The organism is Kiritimatiellia bacterium, from assembly GCA_018001225.1.
Taxonomy (GTDB): Bacteria; Verrucomicrobiota; Kiritimatiellia; order CAIQIC01; family JAGNIJ01; genus JAGNIJ01.
Genome location: JAGNIJ010000007.1, coordinates 1 through 19,717 on the forward strand (window position 1 = coordinate 1; position 19,717 = coordinate 19,717).

At 68.5% G+C, this 19,717-nt stretch carries 14 protein-coding genes and 1 tRNA gene; 9 read left to right on the top strand and 6 right to left on the bottom strand.

Annotated elements, in window-relative coordinates; genetic code table 11:
• From KA248_03705 to KA248_03725, 5 genes are all read right to left on the bottom strand, one after another.
• Positions 1-788 (bottom strand): hypothetical protein (locus tag KA248_03705; GenBank protein ID MBP7829003.1); only part of this gene is annotated, 788 nt, incomplete at its 3' end.
• A complete protein-coding gene (locus tag KA248_03710) occupies positions 757-2,172 on the bottom strand; it encodes an MBOAT family protein (protein MBP7829004.1) in 1,416 nt (471 codons plus the stop codon). The genes KA248_03710 and KA248_03705, both read right to left, overlap by 32 nt.
• Before the next feature lie 5 nt (positions 2,173-2,177).
• Positions 2,178-3,326 (bottom strand): glycosyltransferase family 4 protein, encoded by a 1,149-nt coding sequence (locus tag KA248_03715; GenBank protein MBP7829005.1) that lies wholly within the window; start codon positions 3,324-3,326, stop codon positions 2,178-2,180.
• Between the two features lie 43 nt (positions 3,327-3,369).
• Complete coding sequence (locus KA248_03720; GenBank protein MBP7829006.1) at positions 3,370-6,171, bottom strand: TIGR03790 family protein; 2,802 nt, start codon at positions 6,169-6,171, stop codon at positions 3,370-3,372.
• Positions 6,172-6,240: 69 nt separating this feature from the next.
• On the bottom strand, positions 6,241-8,319 hold the full coding sequence (locus KA248_03725; GenBank protein ID MBP7829007.1) for a TIGR03790 family protein: 2,079 nt from the start codon (positions 8,317-8,319) through the stop codon (positions 6,241-6,243).
• Positions 8,320-8,426: 107 nt separating this feature from the next.
• On the opposite strand from KA248_03725, the gene KA248_03730 reads away from it, so the two are divergent.
• The 8 genes from KA248_03730 (at position 8,427) to KA248_03765 (ending at position 19,011) form a co-directional block, all read left to right on the top strand.
• Positions 8,427-9,443, top strand: a complete 1,017-nt coding sequence (locus KA248_03730; GenBank protein MBP7829008.1) for a radical SAM protein — start codon at positions 8,427-8,429, stop codon at positions 9,441-9,443.
• A 1-nt stretch (position 9,444) separates the two neighbouring features.
• The gene (locus tag KA248_03735; protein MBP7829009.1) at positions 9,445-10,575 is read left to right on the top strand and encodes a glycosyltransferase family 4 protein; all 1,131 of its coding nucleotides are present in this window, start codon (positions 9,445-9,447) and stop codon (positions 10,573-10,575) included.
• A gap of 46 nt (positions 10,576-10,621) precedes the next feature.
• Positions 10,622-11,674: a radical SAM protein gene (locus KA248_03740; GenBank protein ID MBP7829010.1), complete on the top strand. Its 1,053-nt coding sequence runs from the start codon at positions 10,622-10,624 to the stop codon at positions 11,672-11,674.
• A 59-nt stretch (positions 11,675-11,733) separates the two neighbouring features.
• Positions 11,734-13,143 carry a sugar transferase gene (locus KA248_03745; protein MBP7829011.1) on the top strand — a complete coding sequence of 470 codons (1,410 nt, stop codon included), beginning with the start codon at positions 11,734-11,736 and terminating at the stop codon, positions 13,141-13,143.
• 69 nt (positions 13,144-13,212) lie between these two features.
• Positions 13,213-14,202, top strand: coding sequence for an exosortase/archaeosortase family protein (locus KA248_03750; protein ID MBP7829012.1), 990 nt, complete (start codon positions 13,213-13,215; stop codon positions 14,200-14,202).
• Positions 14,166-14,927, top strand: coding sequence for an exosortase-associated EpsI family protein (locus KA248_03755; GenBank protein MBP7829013.1), 762 nt, complete (start codon positions 14,166-14,168; stop codon positions 14,925-14,927). The genes KA248_03750 and KA248_03755 overlap by 37 nt, the downstream gene beginning before the upstream one ends.
• A 120-nt stretch (positions 14,928-15,047) precedes the next feature.
• Entirely contained in the window at positions 15,048-18,074 is a 3,027-nt protein-coding gene (locus KA248_03760; GenBank protein MBP7829014.1) for a DUF2723 domain-containing protein, read from the top strand.
• Between the two features lie 76 nt (positions 18,075-18,150).
• Positions 18,151-19,011, top strand: coding sequence for a hypothetical protein (locus tag KA248_03765; GenBank protein ID MBP7829015.1), 861 nt, complete (start codon positions 18,151-18,153; stop codon positions 19,009-19,011).
• A 29-nt stretch (positions 19,012-19,040) separates the two neighbouring features.
• Here KA248_03765 and KA248_03770 read toward each other — a convergent pair whose 3' ends face one another.
• Positions 19,041-19,403, bottom strand: a complete 363-nt coding sequence (locus tag KA248_03770; GenBank protein ID MBP7829016.1) for a hypothetical protein — start codon at positions 19,401-19,403, stop codon at positions 19,041-19,043.
• Between the two features lie 97 nt (positions 19,404-19,500).
• Here KA248_03770 and KA248_03775 point away from each other — a divergent pair.
• A tRNA-Ser gene (locus KA248_03775) sits at positions 19,501-19,593 on the top strand.
• Positions 19,594-19,717 lie beyond the last annotated feature (124 nt).

Consider the following 19,717-nt stretch of genomic DNA (forward strand, 5'->3'; position numbering starts at 1 on the left):
TGGAACCGGCGGTACTCGGGCGTGACGGGCAGCCAGACCAGCACCGGCCGGAACCCCTCCCGCCGCGCCCGCGCGGCGATCCGGTCCAGCCCGCTCCAGTCCGGGCTGAAGGACCACGCCAGTTGCTCCAGCCAGCGAGCCTCGCGCTCGTCGATCGTCCCCTCGAACACGGTCGTTCCGCCCGCTCCCTCTTCCCGGGTCTCTCCGGCGTCCGCCGGGGCCGAGGCCGCCGATCCCCCGCCGCCCTTTCGCCACGCGCGAGCCTTGTCCTTGAGCGACTCCCGCGCCGCGCTCACGCGGCTGATCCGGTCCAGGGACAGGTCGTACCAGCGGCCGTACCAGCGGTACACCCCGGACATGCTCGCGCGGTAGCCGCGGAGGTTGAAGTCGTCCTTCGTGACGCAGAGCGCGACCAGGTCCGGCCGGAATCCGGCCTCGTCCAGGTAATGCTCCAGCATGGAGGCCGAGCCGGCCGCCGTGCAGGAACCGTGCCGCAGCGACGCCACGCCGCGGCCCAGTTCCGCGGCGAGCCGGTCCGGGTCGACGCCGTAGGCCAGCGCGCTGTTGCCGAGCAGCCAGACCGGCGCCCGGGACTCCCGGAGCGTGCGGCGCTGTCCCTCCACCAGTTGCTCCAGCGCGCGCCCGTCGGCCAGGCGCCCCGTGCGCAGGCCCCAACCCACCGCGAGCTCGAGGGCGAGCAGGATTCCCGCGCCCAGCAGGACCGCGCGGGACAGCCGCGGGCGCTCCGCGAGGGTGCTAAAACTGAAAATAGATAAAAGGCGTTTCATTGAGCGGTCTCAAGAACAGGATGGCCGCGGCCAGGGCCGCGTAGGCCAGGCCGCGCGCGATCCACGGCCATTGCAGCAGGCGCTCGTGCGCCCGGGCCCGGTACTGGGGCAGGTCCACGAAAAGCATCAGCGTCGAGAAGAAGGCCACGCGGAACACGGGCCCGAGGTGGAAGGCGGCCCACCCGCCGCGCCCGCCGAGGATGCCGGCGAGATACGACCAGGCCGTCCCGAAATCCCGGGCGCGGAAGAAAACCCACGTCAGCAGCACCAGGTGGAAGGTGAAGACCATGCCCGCGAGCCGCTTCCCGAGCGGCGCCGGCGCGGCGGGGCGGGCCCGGCCCCGGAGGCCCAGCCAGAACTTGTGCGCCGCCAGGTAGAGGCCGTGCAGGCCGCCCCAGACCACGAAGGTCCAGTTGGCCCCGTGCCAGAGCCCGCCCAGCAGCATGGTGAGCATCAGGTTGCGGTAGGTCTTCCGCGTGCCGCCCCGGTTCCCGCCCAGCGGGATGTACAGGTAGTCCCGCAGCCACGTGGAGAGCGAGATGTGCCAGCGGCGCCAGAACTCCGTGATGCTGGCGGACAGGTAGGGCTGGTTGAAGTTCTCCATCAGCTCGATGCCCATGATCCGCGAGATGCCGCGGGCGATGTCGCTGTACCCGCAGAAATCCCCGTAGATCTGGATCGCGAACAGCCACACGCCGGCGAGCAGCTCGATCCACGTGCGCTGCGCGGGCTCGGCGAAGCACCACTCGACGTAGGGCGCCGCCGCGTCCGCGATCGCGATCTTCCGGAAAAATCCCAGCAGGACCAGCAGGGCGCCCGAGGCGAGCATCCGGCGGGTCACGCGGCGCGGGGCCGCGAACTGCCCCAGCAGGTTCTGGGCGCGCTCGATCGGCCCCGCCACGAGCTGCGGGAAGTAGCAGACGTACAGGGCGAAATCCAGCAGGCTGCGCGTGGCCCGGATCTGGCCCCGGTACACGTCGATCGTGTAGGCCATCGTCTGGAACGTGTAGAACGAGATGCCCACCGGCAGGATGATCTTCAGGGTCGGCAGGTGCGCCTGGAAGCCCAGCGCCGCCAGGAGCGCGGCGGCGGAGTCCACAAAGAAGTTGGCGTACTTGAAGAAACCCAGGATGCCTAGGTTCCCCGCGAGGCTGGCGAGAAGGAAGACGCGGCGCCGGGCCGGGTGGCGCTCCATCCCCAGGGAGCAGAAGAAATCGAGGAACGTCGAGATCGCCAGCAGGCTGCAGAAGCGCCAGTCCCACCACCCGTAGAAGAAGTAGCTGGCGACCAGCAGCATGCCGTTCTGCGCCCGGCGCTCCAGGCTGAAGTAGAGCGCCAGTACGATCGGCAGGAAGATGAAAAAAGCCCCGCTGGTGAAGAGCATCGGCGCTATCCTTGCGGGCCCCGCCCGGCAACCCGGAGGAAGAGCGCAATGTATTTGCGCGCGGTCTCCTCCCAGGAATACTCCCGGCAGCGCCGGCGGCCCTTGAGGACCAGGTCCTCCCGCAGGGCCGGGTCCCGGTGAAGCCGGACCATCGCTTCCTCCAGGCGCGCGGCGTCCCCGCTGGGAAAGATCAGGGCCGCGCCGCCCGCCACCTCCGGCAGAGAGCCGGCATCCGAGCAGATCACCGGCACGCCGCGGGCCATGGCCTCGAGCAGGGGAAAGCCGAAGCCCTCGATGCGCGACGGCATGATCATGGCCCCGCTGACCCCGTACAGGGCCTGGATGCAGGCGTCGCTGACCCGGCCCGGCCAGACCGCGTGGCCTTCCAGGCCCAGCGTCGCGATGTCCCGCATGACCTGGTCATGGAACTCGCCCTGGGGGCCCGGCATGAGAAGCGGCCAGGGGTCGGGCACCTGCCGGCGATACCCGGCGTAGGCCCGCAGGAGGATGTCCCGGCCCTTGCCCCGGTAGTCCGTGCGGGCGGGGGAGAAAAAGATCCGGTCGACCTTCAGGCCGATTTCCTGCTCGACCACTTCCGCGGGACGGTCCATGGGCGGGGCCGGCGGCAGCGGGGAAGGGCCGGGGTGGATGACCTCGGGGTTTTTCACGCGGGGGAACAGCCGCACGAGATCGTCCACCGTGGTCCGGGAGATGCCGGTGAAGGCCGCGCCCCGGCGCAGGGAGAGGGGCGTCGCGAGGTACTTGCGGTAGACCGTGCGCTTGAAATCGTACTGGTTCCTGACCAGGAAGGCGCCCATGTCGAGGAACGTCACCACGGCCGGCACGTTCCACCGGCCCGGGAAATGGGCCCCGCCGCTGGGGATCCAGAACGCGTCGAAACGCCCCCGGTGGATGGCGCGCGCGGATAGGAACTCCAGCCAGAAGGCCTTCTTGAACTGGTTGTTCAGCCAGGGGACCGGTTCCACCCGGGCGGCCGGCAGGACCTCCCGCAGGACCGCCTCCGCCTCGGTGTTGCACAGGACGGTCAGTTCCCAGCCGGGGGCCAGCCGCAGGATCGCCTCGAGAGTCTTCTCGACAAACAGTTCGGCCCCGGCCCGCCGCCCGTAGAGGGTATAGATGGCGCCCAAGCGCATGGGAGCGTTTATAGCCGAACCCCCGGCCCGCCACAAGGGAGGATCAGGGCAGGGCGACGCGGACCTTGTACAGGCGCTGGGTGACGTCCGCCGGGGGCGGCTCGGTTTCGCTGCCGTCGTCCACCCAGTTGGTCACCCCGCCGTGCCCGGGGAAGGGCGTCGGGGTCGCGACCTCCCAGGCGTTGAAGTTGGTCAGGTACCCGGTGTTGTAGAGCACCTCGTACACGCGGCCGGTGTCGGCGAAGAAGGACAGCCGCCCGAATTCAAACAAGCCGGGCGTGGGTTCCGCGAAGAAGAAGCTGGCCGGCGAATTGGGATCGGTGGCCGCCACGTACTCGCGGTAGTTGTCCACGCCGTCCGCGTCGGGATCGTTCGTGGCGTTGTACACGTACAGCCCGCCGAACGATTGCTGTTCCCAGGCGTCCGCCACGCCGTCCCCGTCGCTGTCCACCCAGGGGGACCGCCCGATGGCGATCGCGGCCGGGTCCGACAGCGCCTGCGCGCCCGTCGAGTCGCGGGCGAGGGCGCGGACGGTGACGCTGCCGACGCCGTAGGCGAGGGTGTCGGCCGCCGCGACGTAGGGAGCGTTGGTCAAGGCGGCGAAGGGGCGGCCCTCGACCAGGAACACGACCTGCGTGACCGTGCCCGGCGCGTGGCTGGCCGCGGCCTCCAGGAAGACGTTGCTTCCGAGGACGAAGGCGGCCCCGCCCGTGGGCGAGAGCAGGTGGCACGTGAACGGCGAGTTGCTGACGACGACCGGCACGAGGGCGTGGCCCTGGGTTTCCGTGGCGGCGCCGTCGCGGGCCACGAGGCGCAGTGTGTGCCGGCCGTTCGGGAGGCCGGCCGTGTCCCACGCGTATTCCGCCTCCAGCGGGTCCCGGCCCGTCCAGAACGTCAGGGTGCCCTGCGCGGTCAGGACCCGGTAGGAGCGCACGGCATCGTTGAAGACGTATTCTTCGGCGTCGTCAAACTGGTCCGAGAACGACACTCCGGTGTCGAGGCCGCTGGGGGGGAAGGCGCGGGTGACCTGGTAATCCACGAACAGGTTATAGCCCTCCGGGCCGGGCGTCCGGGCCTCGAGCGCCATTTCCGTCGGCAGGTAGGTGGTAAACGTCACCGCGCGCACCCCGTTGGTGGCCTGCAGGGCGGCGTTGGAGTTGATCAGGTTCTGCAACTGGGCGAGCACGGAGGCGGCGGTCTGCCCCTGCGCCGCGATGACCCGGTTGGTGACGATGACGCCGTTGGTGAGCGTGATCTTGCAGGTCACCGTGTCGCCCGTGTTGGCCGTGCCGGACACGGATACGTACTCGCGCGCGGGATACGCGCATTCCAGCAGGTTCGGAGACAAGGCCTGGCCCCACACCGACAGCACGGCGGCCGTGCCGATCGCCGTCTCCGCGCCGCAGGCGATCGCGGAGCCGGCCTGGCCGTAATTGGTGTAGATGAGCTGGAGGCGATCCCCATAGGCCTCGGCCCGGGCGGCCGTCTGGCTGGCGTTGACGGCGGCGGCGAGCCCGGCCACGGCGGAGTACAGCGTGTCGCCGGCGACGGCGGTGTAGGCGCAGGTCACCCCGCCCACCATCGCCCGCAGGACGTTGCCGGGCGCCGGCCCGACGTTGGTCAGGGCCGCGGTCCAGAGATCGTCCACGTACAACTCCAGGGCGCGCGCGGGGATCCCCGCGGCGTTGGTGGCGGCGGTGACCTGGACGGTGACCACGCCCGAGACCACGGCGTTGCTCGCCGGCGCGCCGACGGACACCCCCGGCGGCCGGGCGTACGGCGCCGCCAGCGGGTCGCCGACGAACAGGCCCTGGTAGGGATTGGCCACGCTCATCCAGTAGCTCTCCGCCAGGTTGAAGCCTCGGAAATACCAGAAGTACACCAGGGGATCCGGGAACTTCTCCACGTAGGCGCACGGCTCCGCCACGGTCCCGTAGCTGGCCGCGGCCCCGGCGCGGATCCAGTCCGTGATGGGCGACTGCCCGCCGCCCGGCTCGGGCAGGCGCCCGCCGAACGAGGTCAGGTGATCCGCAATCGCGCCCGGCCGGTACACGTTGGTGGTCCAGAACCATTCGGGGTAATTGGAAATGCCGGTCAGGTAGCCCAGCACGTCCTTCCGGTTCGACAGCGCGTTGCTGTAGAACTCGCGGACCTGCGGGAACCCGGTCCAGAACCGGCTTAAGAAGTTGAGACGGCTGAAGAGCTTGTAGCGGATGTTCCGCGCGCCGTCGGACGGCGGGTAGAGGAGGTAGATCGTGCCCGTCGGAGCGGAACCGTCGGCCAGCTTGCCGTTCTGGATGTTCGTGGCGGACTGGAAAAGCGTCCTGGCGGTGAGCGTCATGGCGAGGTAGAGGTTGGTCCCGCCGTACGTGTCGCGCCGCGAGAAACCGCGCTCGGCCTGGTAGTAGGCGCTGCGCGTGTTCGTCGGCATGCTGCACGTGGAGGAAATGGTCGGTGCGGCCTTGAAGCCATAGAAGAGCACGGCCGTGGCGCCCTCGTTGGCGTTGACGCGCGTGGGCAGCTCCTTGCAGAGCACGAGGTAGTCGATCTGGTTGCTCAACCCGTAGTCGGCGATGTGCTGCTGCACGCGGGCGACGATGGCCGTCTGGAAAAACTGGTTGGTGGCATCGTACAGGTACGGATCGACCGAGACGCGGCACACGTTGAGCTCCGGGATCCCGCGGGTCTGGCGGTAGAGCAGGCCGATCTCCTGGGACTCGATGCTCCGGTCGTTGACGATGACCAGGACGTTCTGCGGGCCGCCGCCGGCGGCCGCCGGCAGGACCGCCAGCGTCCAGGCCAGCAGGATCCCGGCCCGCGCGCGGTGAAGGCGATCGCTCAACATGACGCTCCCCTCTATCCTTATAGTATACCCGCCGCGGGCCGTTCCATCCAGCCTCGGTTTACGGCGCCCCTACCGCGCGGGGTCGGCATGGCGGAACACGAGCGGAAGCAGCGCGTGCCCCTGCGTTTGCACCGCCGTGCCGTCGCGGGCCACGAACCGCAGCGCGTGCGGGCCGGCGGGATGCGCCGCGGTGTCCAGCACGGCTTCCGCCTCCAGCGTTTCCCGCCCGCAGGCCAGTTGCAGCATCCCGCGGCTGCTCAAGAGGTCGATCGTGTCGCCCAGCCGCCCGCGGTAGGCGACCGGAGGGCCCAGCCCCGTGCCGGCCTGCGCCGGGAGGATGTGGTATTCGAGCAGCAGGGCCATGCCCGTGGCGCCGGGGCGGCTGGCCTCGAGGGAGAATTCCACCTGCTCGCCCGAGCTTTTTCGGTTGGCCAGCCGCACGCCCTCCTCGCCGCCCAACAGGGGATCGTCGCGGAGAGCCCGCTCCAGGCGCGCGACGACCGAGGTGGCCGCCTCACCTTCCGCCGCCGCCACGCGCGCCGTGACCACGGTCCCGGCCGCCACGGTGATCCGGCACTCGACGGCGTCGCCCTCCCGGGCGGGGCCCCGCAGCAGGAGGTACTTGCGCGCCGGGTACGTGCTGTCCAGGAAGGCCGGCGTCAGGGCGCGGATGCTCAACGCGGGCGGCGGCCCCAGCCCGGCCTCCACGCGCGCCCCGTAGCGCGTGGTCGCGCCCGGCTTGCCTATGCGCCCGTCCATCAGCACGACCCGGTCGCCGAACGGGATGGCGTTGAGCATGGGGTTCTGCCGCCGGAGGTCCCGCGCGATGCCGTCGGCCGCGGCACAGAGGTCGTCCGCGGCCCGGAGGATGTACTGGCCGGCGGTGCCGTCCACGTCGACCCATATTTCGTTCCACGCCTTCGGCGTCACGTTGGTCAGCGTGGCCGTCCAGAGCTCGTCGAGGTACAGGTCGATGGCCGCGACGGGGCGCTCGGGGGTCCCGACCGCCGTGACCCGAACGGTGACCACCCCCGATACCGTCTGGCCGGAAACCGCGCCGGACACCGTGACGAGGGGCGGCCGCGCGTAGGGCGCCATGAGGGGATCGCCCACGAAGAGCCCCTGGTGGGGATGCGCCACGCTCATCCAGTAGCTCTCGGCGAGATTGAAGCCCCGCGCGTACCACAGGAAGACGAGCGGGTGCGGAAACTTCTCGGGGAAATTGCACGGTTCGCTGACGGTGCCGTAGCTGGCGGAGGCCCCGGCCCGGATCCAGTCAAACACGGAGCTGTGTCCCATCGACGGCGTGGGCAGCATGCCGCCGAACGACGTCAGGTGGTCCGCGATGGCGCCCGGCCGGTACGCGTTGGTGGCCCAGAACCAGTCCGGGTAACTGGAGATGCCGGTCTGGTAGCCCATGACATCGCGGAGGTTGCCTTGGGCGTTCTGCTCCGCGAAGACCCGGCGCGGGAAGCCTTCCAGGAAGCGCGCCTGGAAATCGAACTCGTCGAAAAGTTTGTACCGGATGTTCCGGGCGGGGTCGCTGGGCGGCTTGAGCAGGTAGAAGGTGCCGTCGGGCGCCGTGCCGTCGGCGGCGACGGAGCGGTCCACCAGCCGCCGGGTTTCCTCGGGCGTGGGGGCGGACAGCAGCATGGCCAGGTAGGCCGGCCGGCCGGGCCCGCCCGTCGCGCGCGAAAAGGCCCTTTCCGAGAAGACGTAGGCGTTGCTCGTGCCGGGGATCAGCGCACACGGGGGGGCGCCCGGCGCGTTCTGGAATCCGAAGGCCAGGGCGGCCGTGATGCTCTCCGAATCGCTCACCCGCGTGGGCGCGCTCCAGCAGACGGCGAGGAAATCGATCTGGCGGGCCAGTCCCTCGGCCTCGATGTGGGCCTCGATGGGCCGCCGGATGTGCTCTTCGAAGAGGGCGGCCGGGATGGACGGCTCCGATGACGGCAGGCGAAGGCGGCATAACTGGCGCGGAGCGAGGCCCCGCTTCTCCATGTAGTACCGGCCCGCCTCGACGGACGCGCGGTCGCGGTCGTTGACCACGACCAGCACGTTCTGCGGGCCTCCGCCCGCGGCCGCGGACAGCGCGGCCCCGACCACCGCCCCGGCCGCGAGCCGGAGCATCTGGCGCCCGTGCCTCATTTCGGTCCCGCCAGCATACCCGCCGGCCGCCGCCCTGCAACAGGCAAAAACGGCCTTGAAAAGACGCCGAAGGCCGGGAATAGTCAGGCGGTTCTGGAGACCCCGGCATGCCGCGCAATATTGTCCAGGCGAGCTTGATCACGACGTTCCGGTGCAATGCCCGGTGCGGGATGTGCCATATCTGGCAGACCCCGACGAAACCCGAGGAGGAACTGCCGGCGAAGTATTACGAAAAGCTCCCCGAAGGCCTGCGCATCAACGTTACCGGCGGCGAGCCGACCCTGCGCGAGGACATCGAGGAGATCTTCGCCATCCTGCACCCGAAGGCGGATCTGCTGGAGTTGAGCACGAACGGGTTCTACACGGACCGCGTCGTGCGCCTCGCGGAAAAGTATCCCGACATCCTCATCCGCGTGAGCCTCGAAGGCCTGCCGGAAACCAACGACCGGCTGCGCGGGACGAAGGACGGGTTCGACCATGCCCTGCGCACCATGCTGGAGTTGAGGAAAACGAAGTGCCGGAACATCGGGTTTTCCATCGTGATCTCCGACCGCAACGCGGACGACCTGATCCCGCTGTACGAGCTGTGCGCCGCGCTGGACGTGGAGTTGGGCAACTCGGTGATGCACAATTCCTGGTACTTCCACAAGACGGACAACGCCATCGCGGACCGGGACAAGGCCGTGAAACGCGAGACGGAGTTCATCGCCGCGCTGCTGCAGTCCCGCCGCGCGGGGCTCAAGAGCCGGATCAAGGACTACGGCCGCGCCTACTTCAACCGCAGCATCCTGAACCGGTTCGCCGGCAAGCCGGCCTCCGCCTACCGGCCGCCCTGCGGCGCCGGCACGGATTTCTTCTTCGTGGACCCCTGGGGGAATGTCACGCCCTGCAACGGGTCCGCCGAGGAATGGATCATGGGCAATCTCAAGGAGTCCTCCTTCGAGGAGATCATGAATTCCGACAAGGCGCGCGAGATCATGGCCCGGGTCCGCGGCTGCACGCGCGACTGCTGTTTCATCGTCACCGACCGCCACGACATGGTGCGGCGCCCCTGGAAGCCCATCAGCTGGATCGCGCGCAACAAGCTGCGCCTGGCCTTCAAGCTGCCGATCGACGCCTCCTGACGTGAATGTCCGCGTCATAGGGCTCCGCGGGTTTCCCGGCGTGCAGGGCGGAGCCGAGAAGCACGGCGAGGAACTGTACCCGCGCCTGGCCGCCCTCGGCGTGCGGGTCACCGTCATGGCCCGCGCGCCCTATTTCCCGCCCGACCGGCGGGCCGCGGAATGGCGCGGCGTGCGGTTCGAGTATCTGCCCGCCGTCCGCCGCAAGCACCTGGAGGCGCTGGGCCACAGCTTCGCGGCCGCGCTGCGGACGGCCCGCCGCCGGCGGCAAACGGACCTGGTGCACGTGCACAACATCGGCCCCGCCCTTTGCCTGCCCGTGTTGAAGCTCGCGGGCCTGAAGACCGTGCTGACCTACCACAGCCCCAACTACGAGCACAAGAAATGGGGCCCGTTGGCCCGGGGTGTCCTGCGCCTCGGCGAGCGGATCGGCCTGCGGTTCAGCGACGCGGTGATCACGGTGACCGAGGCCGCGCGGCGCGCGCTGGCGGAGCGCTATCCCGGGCGCCGCGTGGTCCACATCCCCAACGGGGTGGCGCGGATGGAACGCCGGCCGCCGGGCGAGGCGATGCGGAGGTGGAGCTTGACCCCCGGCCGCTATTTCTTCACCGCCTGCCGCTTCGTGGAGGGCAAGGGGCTGGAGGATCTGATCCGCGCCTTCGACCGGGTCCGCCGGGACGACCTCCGGCTGGTCATCGCGGGCGCTGCCGACCACGAGACGGACTATAGCCGCGGCCTCAAGCGCCTGGCGGCCGACACGCCCGGGGTCGTCCTGACAGGGGTCTTGAGCGGGGCCCCGCTGTGGGAGCTCTACAGCCAGGCCGGCCTGTTTGTCCTGCCGTCCTACGCCGAGGGATTACCCCTCTCCGTCCTCGAGGCCATGGCCTTCGGAACCCCGGTGCTGGCGTCCGACATCGAGGCCAACCGGGAGGTCGGCCTGCGGGCACACCGGTTCTTCCCCGCCGGCGCGGTCCCGGAACTGGCCGCCCGGATGGAGGCCCTCCTCGCCGCCGGCCTGCCGCCGGACGAGGCGGACGAGTACCGCGCCCTGTTGGCGCGGCGCTACGACTGGGACGCGGCCGCGCGTAAAACCCGGGACCTCTTCCTCGAGGTTGCCGGCCGCCCCGCCGTTTGACATCCGGGGCCTTCGACCGTACGTTCCCCGCGCCATGTTCTGGTCCATGAAAGGCTACGACGTGCTGGTCAACGTCACGAACATCTGTGACGCCCGGTGCGTGATGTGCAACATCTGGAAGAACCAGGACCTCGGGCGGAAGTCCTACCTCTCCCCGGCCCTGCTGGAGAGCGTGAAGCCGCTGTCCTCCGTCAGCTTCGCCGGCGGCGAGCCGTTCCTGCACCGCGAGATCGTGGACATGGCCCGGGTGGTCCACCGGAACAACCCGCGGGCCAAGATCGTCTTCTCCAGCAACGGGTTCCGGACGGACGTGATCGTGGAGAAGGTCGCCGATATCCTGAAGTTCCATAAACACGTGCAGGTGACCATTTCGCTCGACGGCATCGGGGCGGCGCACGACCGGATGCGCGGCGTGCCCGGGGCGTGGGACAAGGTCCACCGCACGTTCCAGCGGCTCGGCGAGATCGGGCTGAAGCGGCGCAACTTCGGCTTTACGATCACCGCCGAGAACTACGCGATGCTCCCCGAGGTCTACGCCCACGCGCGAAAGCTCGGGGCCGGGCTGTCTCCCGCCGTGGCGCAAAGCTCGAAGTTCCTCAACGTCGAGGTGCCGCCCCTGCGGCCCGAAACGATCCTGCCGTACCTGGAGCCCCTCGTCCGGGATCAGTTGAAGAGCTGGAATCCCCTGGCCTGGGCCCGGGCGTTCTTCCTCTACGGGGTGCTGCACTATCTGAACACCGGCCGGCGCCTGCTGCTCTGCGACGCGTTCGAGCGGCAGTTCATGATCGACCAGACGGGCGAGATCTTGTCGTGCCACCCGATCCTCAAGAGCGCGGGCAACCTGAACGACCAGCCGCTGCCGGCCATCCTGGCGAAGCCGGAGACCGTCCGGCTGGCCCGCGACCTGCGCTCCTGCCACGCGTGCTGGGAACTCTGCACCGCCCGCTCCTCCATCCGGGCCAGCCTTTGGAAGGTGGCGCGGTGGGCCGCCTGGAACAAGGCGCTCGTGCACCTGGGGCGCTGGAGCGCCGCGCGGCCGTCCCCGCTGTTCCCGGGCACGGCGCCCATCCCGCCGCCGGCGGGGCATCTAAAGGATTGAACTGCGGGGCCGTTGTATCGTAGGGTTGCAGCCCGCAAGAGGCCAACGGCCCGTCGTTCATGCTTCACAGGACCGCCCAGTTCCGAGGACAGATCAGCCAGGCGCTCGATGCCCTGGTGACGGCCGTGGCCTTTACCCTGGCGCTGGCCATCCGCCGCGGGATGAACATGTGGCGGCCGGACCTGTTCCCGCCCTTCGACGCCCTCTGGCAGCATGCCTGGCTGTACCTGCTGCTGCTTCCGCTGTGGATCGTGATCCTGGAGTCGAACGGGTACTACCAGCACCCGTTTGCCCGTTCGCGCCTGGCTTCGCTGAAGATCCTGTTCCGGGCCAACGTGATCGGCGTCGCGGCCGTGTTCTTCCTGCTGTACCTGCTCAAGGTGAAGCATATCCCCCGGGTCCTGGTGATCATCTTTGCCGCGCTGGATGTCCTCCTGCTGTGGATCAAGGACGCTGTCACGCGGCAGGTGGTGCCCCTGTGGAGTTCACCGTCGCGGATCCTGCTCGTGGGCGCGCCCGGGGATGTGAAGGCGGTCCAGGATCAGTTGCGGCAGCAGCCGGCCTGGTCGGTGAAGGTGCTCGGCCTCCTCCGCCCGGAGGGGGCCGCCGCGGGCCCGGAGGACGGCCCGCCGGTGCTGGGGACCCCCCGGGATCTCGCCCGCGTGCTGCACGAGCAGACGGTGGACTCGGTGCTGCTGGCCCCCGGCCGGCAGACCTTTGAAGAGATCCAGGAGTTGATCCAGGTCTGCGAAACGGAGGGCGTGGAGGCTTGGCTCCTGGCCGACTTTTTCCGCACCAGCATCGCGCGGGCCTGCGTGGATCAGTTCCAGGCCCGGCCGGTCCTGGTGTTCCGGTCCACGCCGACCCTGTCCTGGGCTCTGGTGACGAAACGGGTCATGGACGTTGCGGGCGCGCTGCTCCTCCTGGCGCTGCTGTCCCCGCTCTTCCTGGCCGTGGCCCTGGTCATCAAGCTGACCTCTCCCGGCCCGATCCTGTTCCGGCAGAAGCGCTGCACGCTGCACGGGCGCCTCTTCACCATGCTGAAGTTCCGCACGATGGTGGCCGACGCGGAACAAAAAAGGGCCCTGCTGGAGGAACGGAACGAGGTCAGCGGGCCGGTGTTCAAGATCCGGGACGATCCCCGGGTCACGCCCGCCGGCCGGTTCCTGCGGCGCCATTCGCTGGACGAACTGCCGCAGCTGTTCAACGTCCTGGCCGGCGACATGAGCCTGGTGGGCCCGCGGCCGCCGATCCCGTCCGAGGTGGCGAAGTACGAGAACTGGCAGCGCCGCCGCTTGAGCATGCGGGCCGGGCTCACCTGCCTCTGGCAGGTCAGCGGCCGCAACGACCTGTCGTTCGAGGATTGGATGCGGCTGGACCTGGAATACATCGACCACTGGTCGCTGGGCCTCGATCTCGAGATCCTGGTCAAGACGCCGCTGGCCGTGATCCGCGGCACGGGTTTCTGATTCCGCCGGCCCGGTCGTTGACCCGTTGAACAAAAGCGGGTATGGTACGGTCTAATTCGTTTCCGGGCGATGTCCTACACCGCTACATCCTCGCAGCTGTGGAGCGAGCGCTGGCGCCTCGCGGCCCTTTCCCCGTCTGTCCTTCTCCAGCTCGGGCTGGCGGCGGTCCTGATCGGCCTGGCGTTCCTGATGTTCCATTTGCAGGGCAATACGGTGGACATCCGCATGTACGGCCGCTCGGCCATCCTCTGGATGACGCAGCGCTGGTCGGACCCCGGCGGGGACAACTCGCACGGCTGGCTGATCCCCTGGGTGAGCCTGTGGGCGGTCTGGCACCGCCGGAAGGAAATCCTCTCGGCCCCGCGGCGGGTCAGCGGGTGGGGCCTGGCGGTGGTCGTGCTCGCCCTGCTCGCGCACTGGGTGGGGGCGAAGGCCCAGCAGGTCCGCCTCTCGCTGTTCGCCCTCATCGGGCTGATCTGGGGCGTGCCGTTCTATCTCTACGGATGGCAGGTGGCCAAGCAGCTTCTCTTCCCGGCCGCCTTCCTGATCTTCTGCGTTCCGCTGAACTTCCTCGACAGCCTCACGTTTCCCCTGCGCCTGATGGTGACCATCGTGTCCCACCACCTGCTCAACGGGCTCGGGATCGCGGTGCAGCGGTCCGGCTCGGCCCTCCGTGCCCTGGATAGCGGGGGGATGGAGCGCTGGGCGCTGGACGTCGCGGACCCCTGCAGCGGGCTGCGCTCCATCATGGCCCTGACCGCCCTGGCGGCGGTCTATGCCTACCTGACCCAGAAAACGCTGCTGAAGAAATGGCTGCTGTTCGCCTCCTCCATCCCCCTGGCCATCGTCGGGAACATCGCGCGCATCGCGACGATCGCCCTGATGGCCGAGGCGTTCGGCCAGGAAGTGGCCGTGGGCCTCTATCACGACTACTCCGGCTTCATCTTCTTTCCCGTCTCCCTGGGCCTGCTGATCGGCCTGGGCAGCCTCATGAACAGCCACCCCAAGGAAGTGTGGTCCCGATGGAAAAGCGAACTCTTAAGCCCTACTTCGTCCTGATCGTCCTCTTCGTGCTCACGTCGCTGGCGCTGGCGCTGACGGTGGACGTGAACATCAGCGACGAGGCCGGGATCGCCGTCAAGCTGCCGGACCTGGTGGGCGGCTGGCGCGGCGAGGAGATCCTGTACTGCCAGGGGCCGGGCTGCGGCAAGGAGTTCGTGGTCGGCGCGCTGGAAAACATGGAGGCCTGTCCCCTGTGCGGGGGCCCGCTGGGGTCCATGAGCCTCGGGGAAAAAACGCTGCTCCCCAGCGACACCATCATTCTCAAGAAGCGCTACACCGATCCCCTGGGCAAGAGCCTCTACGTTTCCATTGTGCTTAGCGGCAAGGAGCGGGCCAGCATTCACCGGCCGCAGGTCTGCCTCGTGGGGCAGGGGAACGAGATCGTCGGCACCAGCGTCCTGGAAATTCCCATGGACAACCGCGGCCCGCTCGAAGTCATGGTCCTCGACATGTTGCGCCGGTTCCAGACGCCGGACCAGCGGACCATCGAGTCCACCCAGTACTATGCCTACTGGTTTGTCGGCAAGGGCCGCGAAACCCCGTACCACGTGCAGCGCATGATCTGGATGGCCACGGACCGCATCTTCCACAACATCTCCCACCGCTGGGCCTACATCGCCGTCTGGGGCCTGCGGGAGCCGGACTCCGACGCCTACCGGGAGCAGATCAAGGCCTTCATCCACGACCTGTACCCCCTGATGGCCATCGAGTCCCGCGGATGAGAGGAAATCGCCCGCCACGCGCAACGTTTCCGCCGGCCGGCGGTCTAAGCATGTCGGAGCTTGACGCGCGGGCGCCGAAAACCATAAGTTTTGCGCGGTTTTCACCGGGATCGAAATCACGTGACATCGTTTGAATCGAACCAGCAGGGCGCCGGCGCGGGGGCCGGGGCCGTGGCGGAGCAGGCCCGGCCGGATTTCCTCGACCACCAGGAAGGCCGGTTCTTCCGCCGCGCCGACTGGAGCGCCTTCTGGACGGTCCTCCTGGTCACCCTCGGGGTCTACGTGTACACCCTGGCGCCCACCGTCACGCTGGAGGATTCCGGGGAACTCGCCGTCGCCTCGGACTACCTCGGCGTGCCGCATCCGCCCGGCTATCCTATCTGGTCGCTCTTGACCTGGTTCTTCCAGTGGATCTTCCACTGGGTCACCTACTACGGCTACCCGAACCCGGCGTGGAGCGTCGGCCTGTTCTCCGCCGTCAGCGGCGCCCTGGCCTGCGCCCTCCTGGCCATGCTCGTCAGCCGCTCCGGCAGCGACATCATTCGCACCTGGAAGCGGGCCACCGAGGTGCTCGGCTACCGCACGGAAACCGTGCTGTGCTGGGCCGCCGGCGTCTCCAGCGGGCTCCTGCTCGCCTTCAGCCCCGTCATGTGGTCGCAGTCGGTCATCGTCGAGGTGTATAGCCTCAACGCCCTCTTCCAGACGGCGATCCTGCTGCTGATGTATCGCTGGATGTGCCGGCCGAAGGAAGACGCCACCCTCTATATCACGGCGTTCATCTTCGGACTCGGCCTGACCAACCACCAGACCCTCCTCTTCATGGTGCTCGGCCTGATGGCCGCCATCTGGTTCCGCGACCGCGCCCTGTTCCGCGATTGCCTCGCCGCCCTGTTCCTCGCCGTGTCCGTCTACCTCTTTGTCAGCGCCTACGGCATGAACCCCGGCCCGGACGCGCCGGCCGAAATCCTGCGGCAGAAACACCTCACCCTGACGTTCGCCCTGCTGTTCCTCTTCGCGCCCCTCGGCCTGTTCCTGATCCAGCGCCGGATCATGACCGAGTGGAAACGCGTGCTGTTCGTCATCCTGCTCGTCGGCGTGGGCCTCTCGTTCTATGCCTACATGCCCTTCGCCTCGGAGCAGAACCCGCCCATGAACTGGGGCTATCCCCGCACGTGGGAGGGCTTCAAGCACGCCATCAGCCGCGGCCAGTACGAGCGCATCACGCCGACCGACATCTTCAGCAAGAAGTTCCTCGAGCAGATCGGTTCCTACATCACCGACCTGCGCGAGCAGTTCTCCTCGCCCATCTCCCTGCTCGCGCTGCTGCCGTTCGTCTTCTTCATCAAGCTCGACCGGCGGGCGCGCACGTGGCTCATCACGGCCCTGATCTCGTTCTTCTCCGTCAGCATCATCCTCGTCATCTTCCAGAACCCGGCGCTCGACATCCAGACCCTGTTCATCGGGCGCGTGCAGTTCATCCAGTCCCATGCCGTGTACGCCATCTGGCTGGGCTACGGCCTGATCTTCATCCTCGCCTGGCTGGAGACCCTCGTGGGCGGCATGGGGGTCGCGCGCTTCCTCGGCCCGGTCTTCGCCGTGCTCCTCCCGCTCGTGCTGGTCTACCAGAACGGCTACGACGACAACCAGCTCCTCATCCTCGGCGGGACGGAGCAGCATGGGCACGACTTTGGCTGGCAGTTCGGCCACTGGCAGCTGCGCGGCGTCAACGGCATCCGCGACGACCTGGCCTTCAAACGCGCCCCGGCCGAGTTCGAGGAGCTCTGGAAGCAGTACCCGACCCCCGACTACCCCCCCGAGATGGGCACCAACGCCATCTTCTTCGGCGGCACCGACCCGGGCCGTTTCGTGCCGACCTACATGATCTACTCCGCCAAGTGCCGCAGCGACGTCTACCTCATCACGCAGAACGCGCTGGCCGATAACACCTACATGAACGTCATGCGCGACCTCTACGGCGACACCATCTGGATCCCCTCCCAGCAGGACAGCAACCTCGCGTTCCAGCGCTACGTCGAGGATGTCCAGGCCGGGCGCGTCCCCGCCGGCGCCGCCGTGACCGTGGAAAACGGCCGCGTCAGCGTCCAGGGCGTCGCCGGCGTCATGATGATCAACGGCATCCTCGCGCAGATGATCTTCGAACAGAACAAGTACAAGCACGAGTTCTACGTCGAGGAGAGCTACGTCATCCCGTGGATGTATCCCTACCTCACCCCCCACGGCCTGATCATGAAGATCAACTCCGAGCCGCTGCGGGAGCTGCCGCCCGACCTCGTGAAGAAGGACCACGATTTCTGGACCTGGTACTGCGACTACCTGCTGAAGAACCCCAAGTTCGACCGTGACGTAGTGGCGCGGAAGACCTTCTCCAAGCTCCGCAGCGCCATCGCCGGCCTCTACGCCTTCCGCGGCGCCCAGGATTCCCCGCGCCGCGAGGAGATGTACCGGGAGGCCGAGTACGCCTTCCGCCAGGCCATCGATCTCTATGACCTGAGCCCCGAGGCGAACTACCGCCTGGCCGACATTCTCATGCAGCAGCGCCGATTCGCCGAGGCGCGCGAGCTTATCGAGAACTTCCTGAAGAAGGACAAGGGCAACGACAAGCTCCGCGATTTCCTGACCCAGCTCAGCGACGCCGACAAGGCCGATGCCCGCCGGAACGAGCTCGAAGCCACGTTCAACCAGGGGCGCGGCGACCTCCAGTCCGCCCTGGAACTGGCCCGGCTGTACCGCCGCCTGAACCTCGACCAGCAGTTTGTCGGGCTGACCATGCAGCTGCTCAACGACGGCAGCCTCCCTCCCGAGTTCTACCTGGAAATCGCGAAGCTGTTCGCCGAGGCCCGGCGCGCGGACCTGCTGGCCGTGGCCCTGCAGCGATACGTCGCCCGCGATCCTTCGCAGCCGAGCATCTGGATGGACCTCGCGGCGGTCCAACTGGCCATCCAGCAGACGGAGCCCGCCCTGGAATCCATCCGGCAGGCGATCACCGTCGGCGGCGACGCCGCCCGCGACGCCATCCGGAAAGACCAGCGGTTCAACGGGCTCCGCGCGAACGCGCAGTTCCAACAGTTGGTCCCGCCGGTCCAGTCCCGGCTCCCGGCGACCCTGCCTAACCTGCCGGTCTTCTGATGCCGGCCTCTGGAGGGCGAGCCTCCGGCGAGCCGTTCGTGTAGTCCTGTCCCGGGACGCGTGGTATGTTGACCCCGTGAAATCGGGACTCCAGACCCTCCTCCTCTTCGTCGACGGCCTCGGCCTCGGCCCGGACAACGAAAGCAACCCGGTCTTCTCCGGCGCCTGCCCGCGCCTCGCCCGGCTGCTGCGCGAGCAGGCCGTCCCCATCGACGCCGGCCTCGGCGTCCCGGGCCTGCCCCAGAGCGCCACCGGCCAGACCGCCCTGCTGACCGGCGTCAACGCGCCCGCGCTTATGGGCCGGCACATCGAGGGCCTTCCGGGACCGAGCCTCAAGGACATCATCCGGGATCACAACCTGTTGTCCGCGCTCGCCGCGCGCGGCTACCGGGCGACCTTCGCCAACGCCTATTACACCCGCGATATCGAGGAGGTCCGCGCTCGCCGCTTCCAGTCCGTCACCACGGTGGCCACGCTGGCGGCCTTCGGCGCGGTGCGGGATGCCGTGGACCTCCTCGCCGGCCGCGCCGTCTACCAGGACCTCACGCGCCGCTCGCTGCGCGAACGCGGCTATGACGGCCCCCTTGTCACCCCCGCCCGGTCCGCCCGCGACCTCGTGGCCCTCGCGGGGGAGCACGACTTCACCCTCTTCGAATACTTCCAGACCGACCGCGCCGGCCACAAGGGCGACCCCGACTTCACGCGCCGCGTCTTGTCGGAGTTTGACGAGTTCCTCGACGGCGTCCTGGCGTTCCCGGGCGAAGCCCGGCTCTTTCTGATGACCAGCGACCACGGGAACATCGAGGACTCGTCCGCGCGCGTCCACACGGCCAACCCGGTTCCCTTCGTGGCCCTCGGTGCGCATGCCGCGGAACTGCGGAACAAGGTGCGAAGCCTGACGGACATCACCCCCGCGCTGCTGGACCTGTACGCCTGATCGGCGCGGGCCTCGGGGGCGAGGCCGCGCTACTCCGCGGCCTTCTTCTTGCGGGTCCTCTTCTTGGGCGCAGGTTCCGGTTCGGGCACCGGGGCGGACTTCCGGGCCTCGTACAGCGCGGCCCGCTCGGCGGCGGTGGCCCCTTCCAGGATGTTCGAGTAGGTCAGCCGATACGCTTCCTGGAGGCGGAAGCGGGTCCCCGCGGACAGCGTCTCCCACGTCAGCAGGCGCGGGCCCGCGGGCGTCGTGATTTCCACGCCCTCCGGCTTGACCTGGGAGAGCGCGCCTGGCGCCGGGACGCCATTGGCCAGGCGGATCTCCTGGGCCCCGGCGGCAGCCAGGTTCAGGCAGATCAATGCCGGAACCAACCAGCGCTGGAAGCGTGCGGACATGGGTCCCTGTTTCCAGCAACCCAGTATAATCCGCCCGGCGGCCATTGACAAGCCATCGGCGATATGCGACTTAAATGACGCTTCTTCAGCGTCCCATGGAAGGGTGGCTGAGTGGTTAAAGGCACCCGACTCGAAATCGGGAGAGCGCCCAAAAAGTGCTCCGTGGGTTCGAATCCCACCCCTTCCGCCATCATCAATCGCTTGGCACCCGTGGGTTCGATTCCGCGCGGCACGGGCAGCCGCGCGGAAGGGCTGCTGCGCGAGCAGCAGCGGGCGAAGCCCCAAGGGCCTCGGGAGAGGCCCGCAGCAATCCC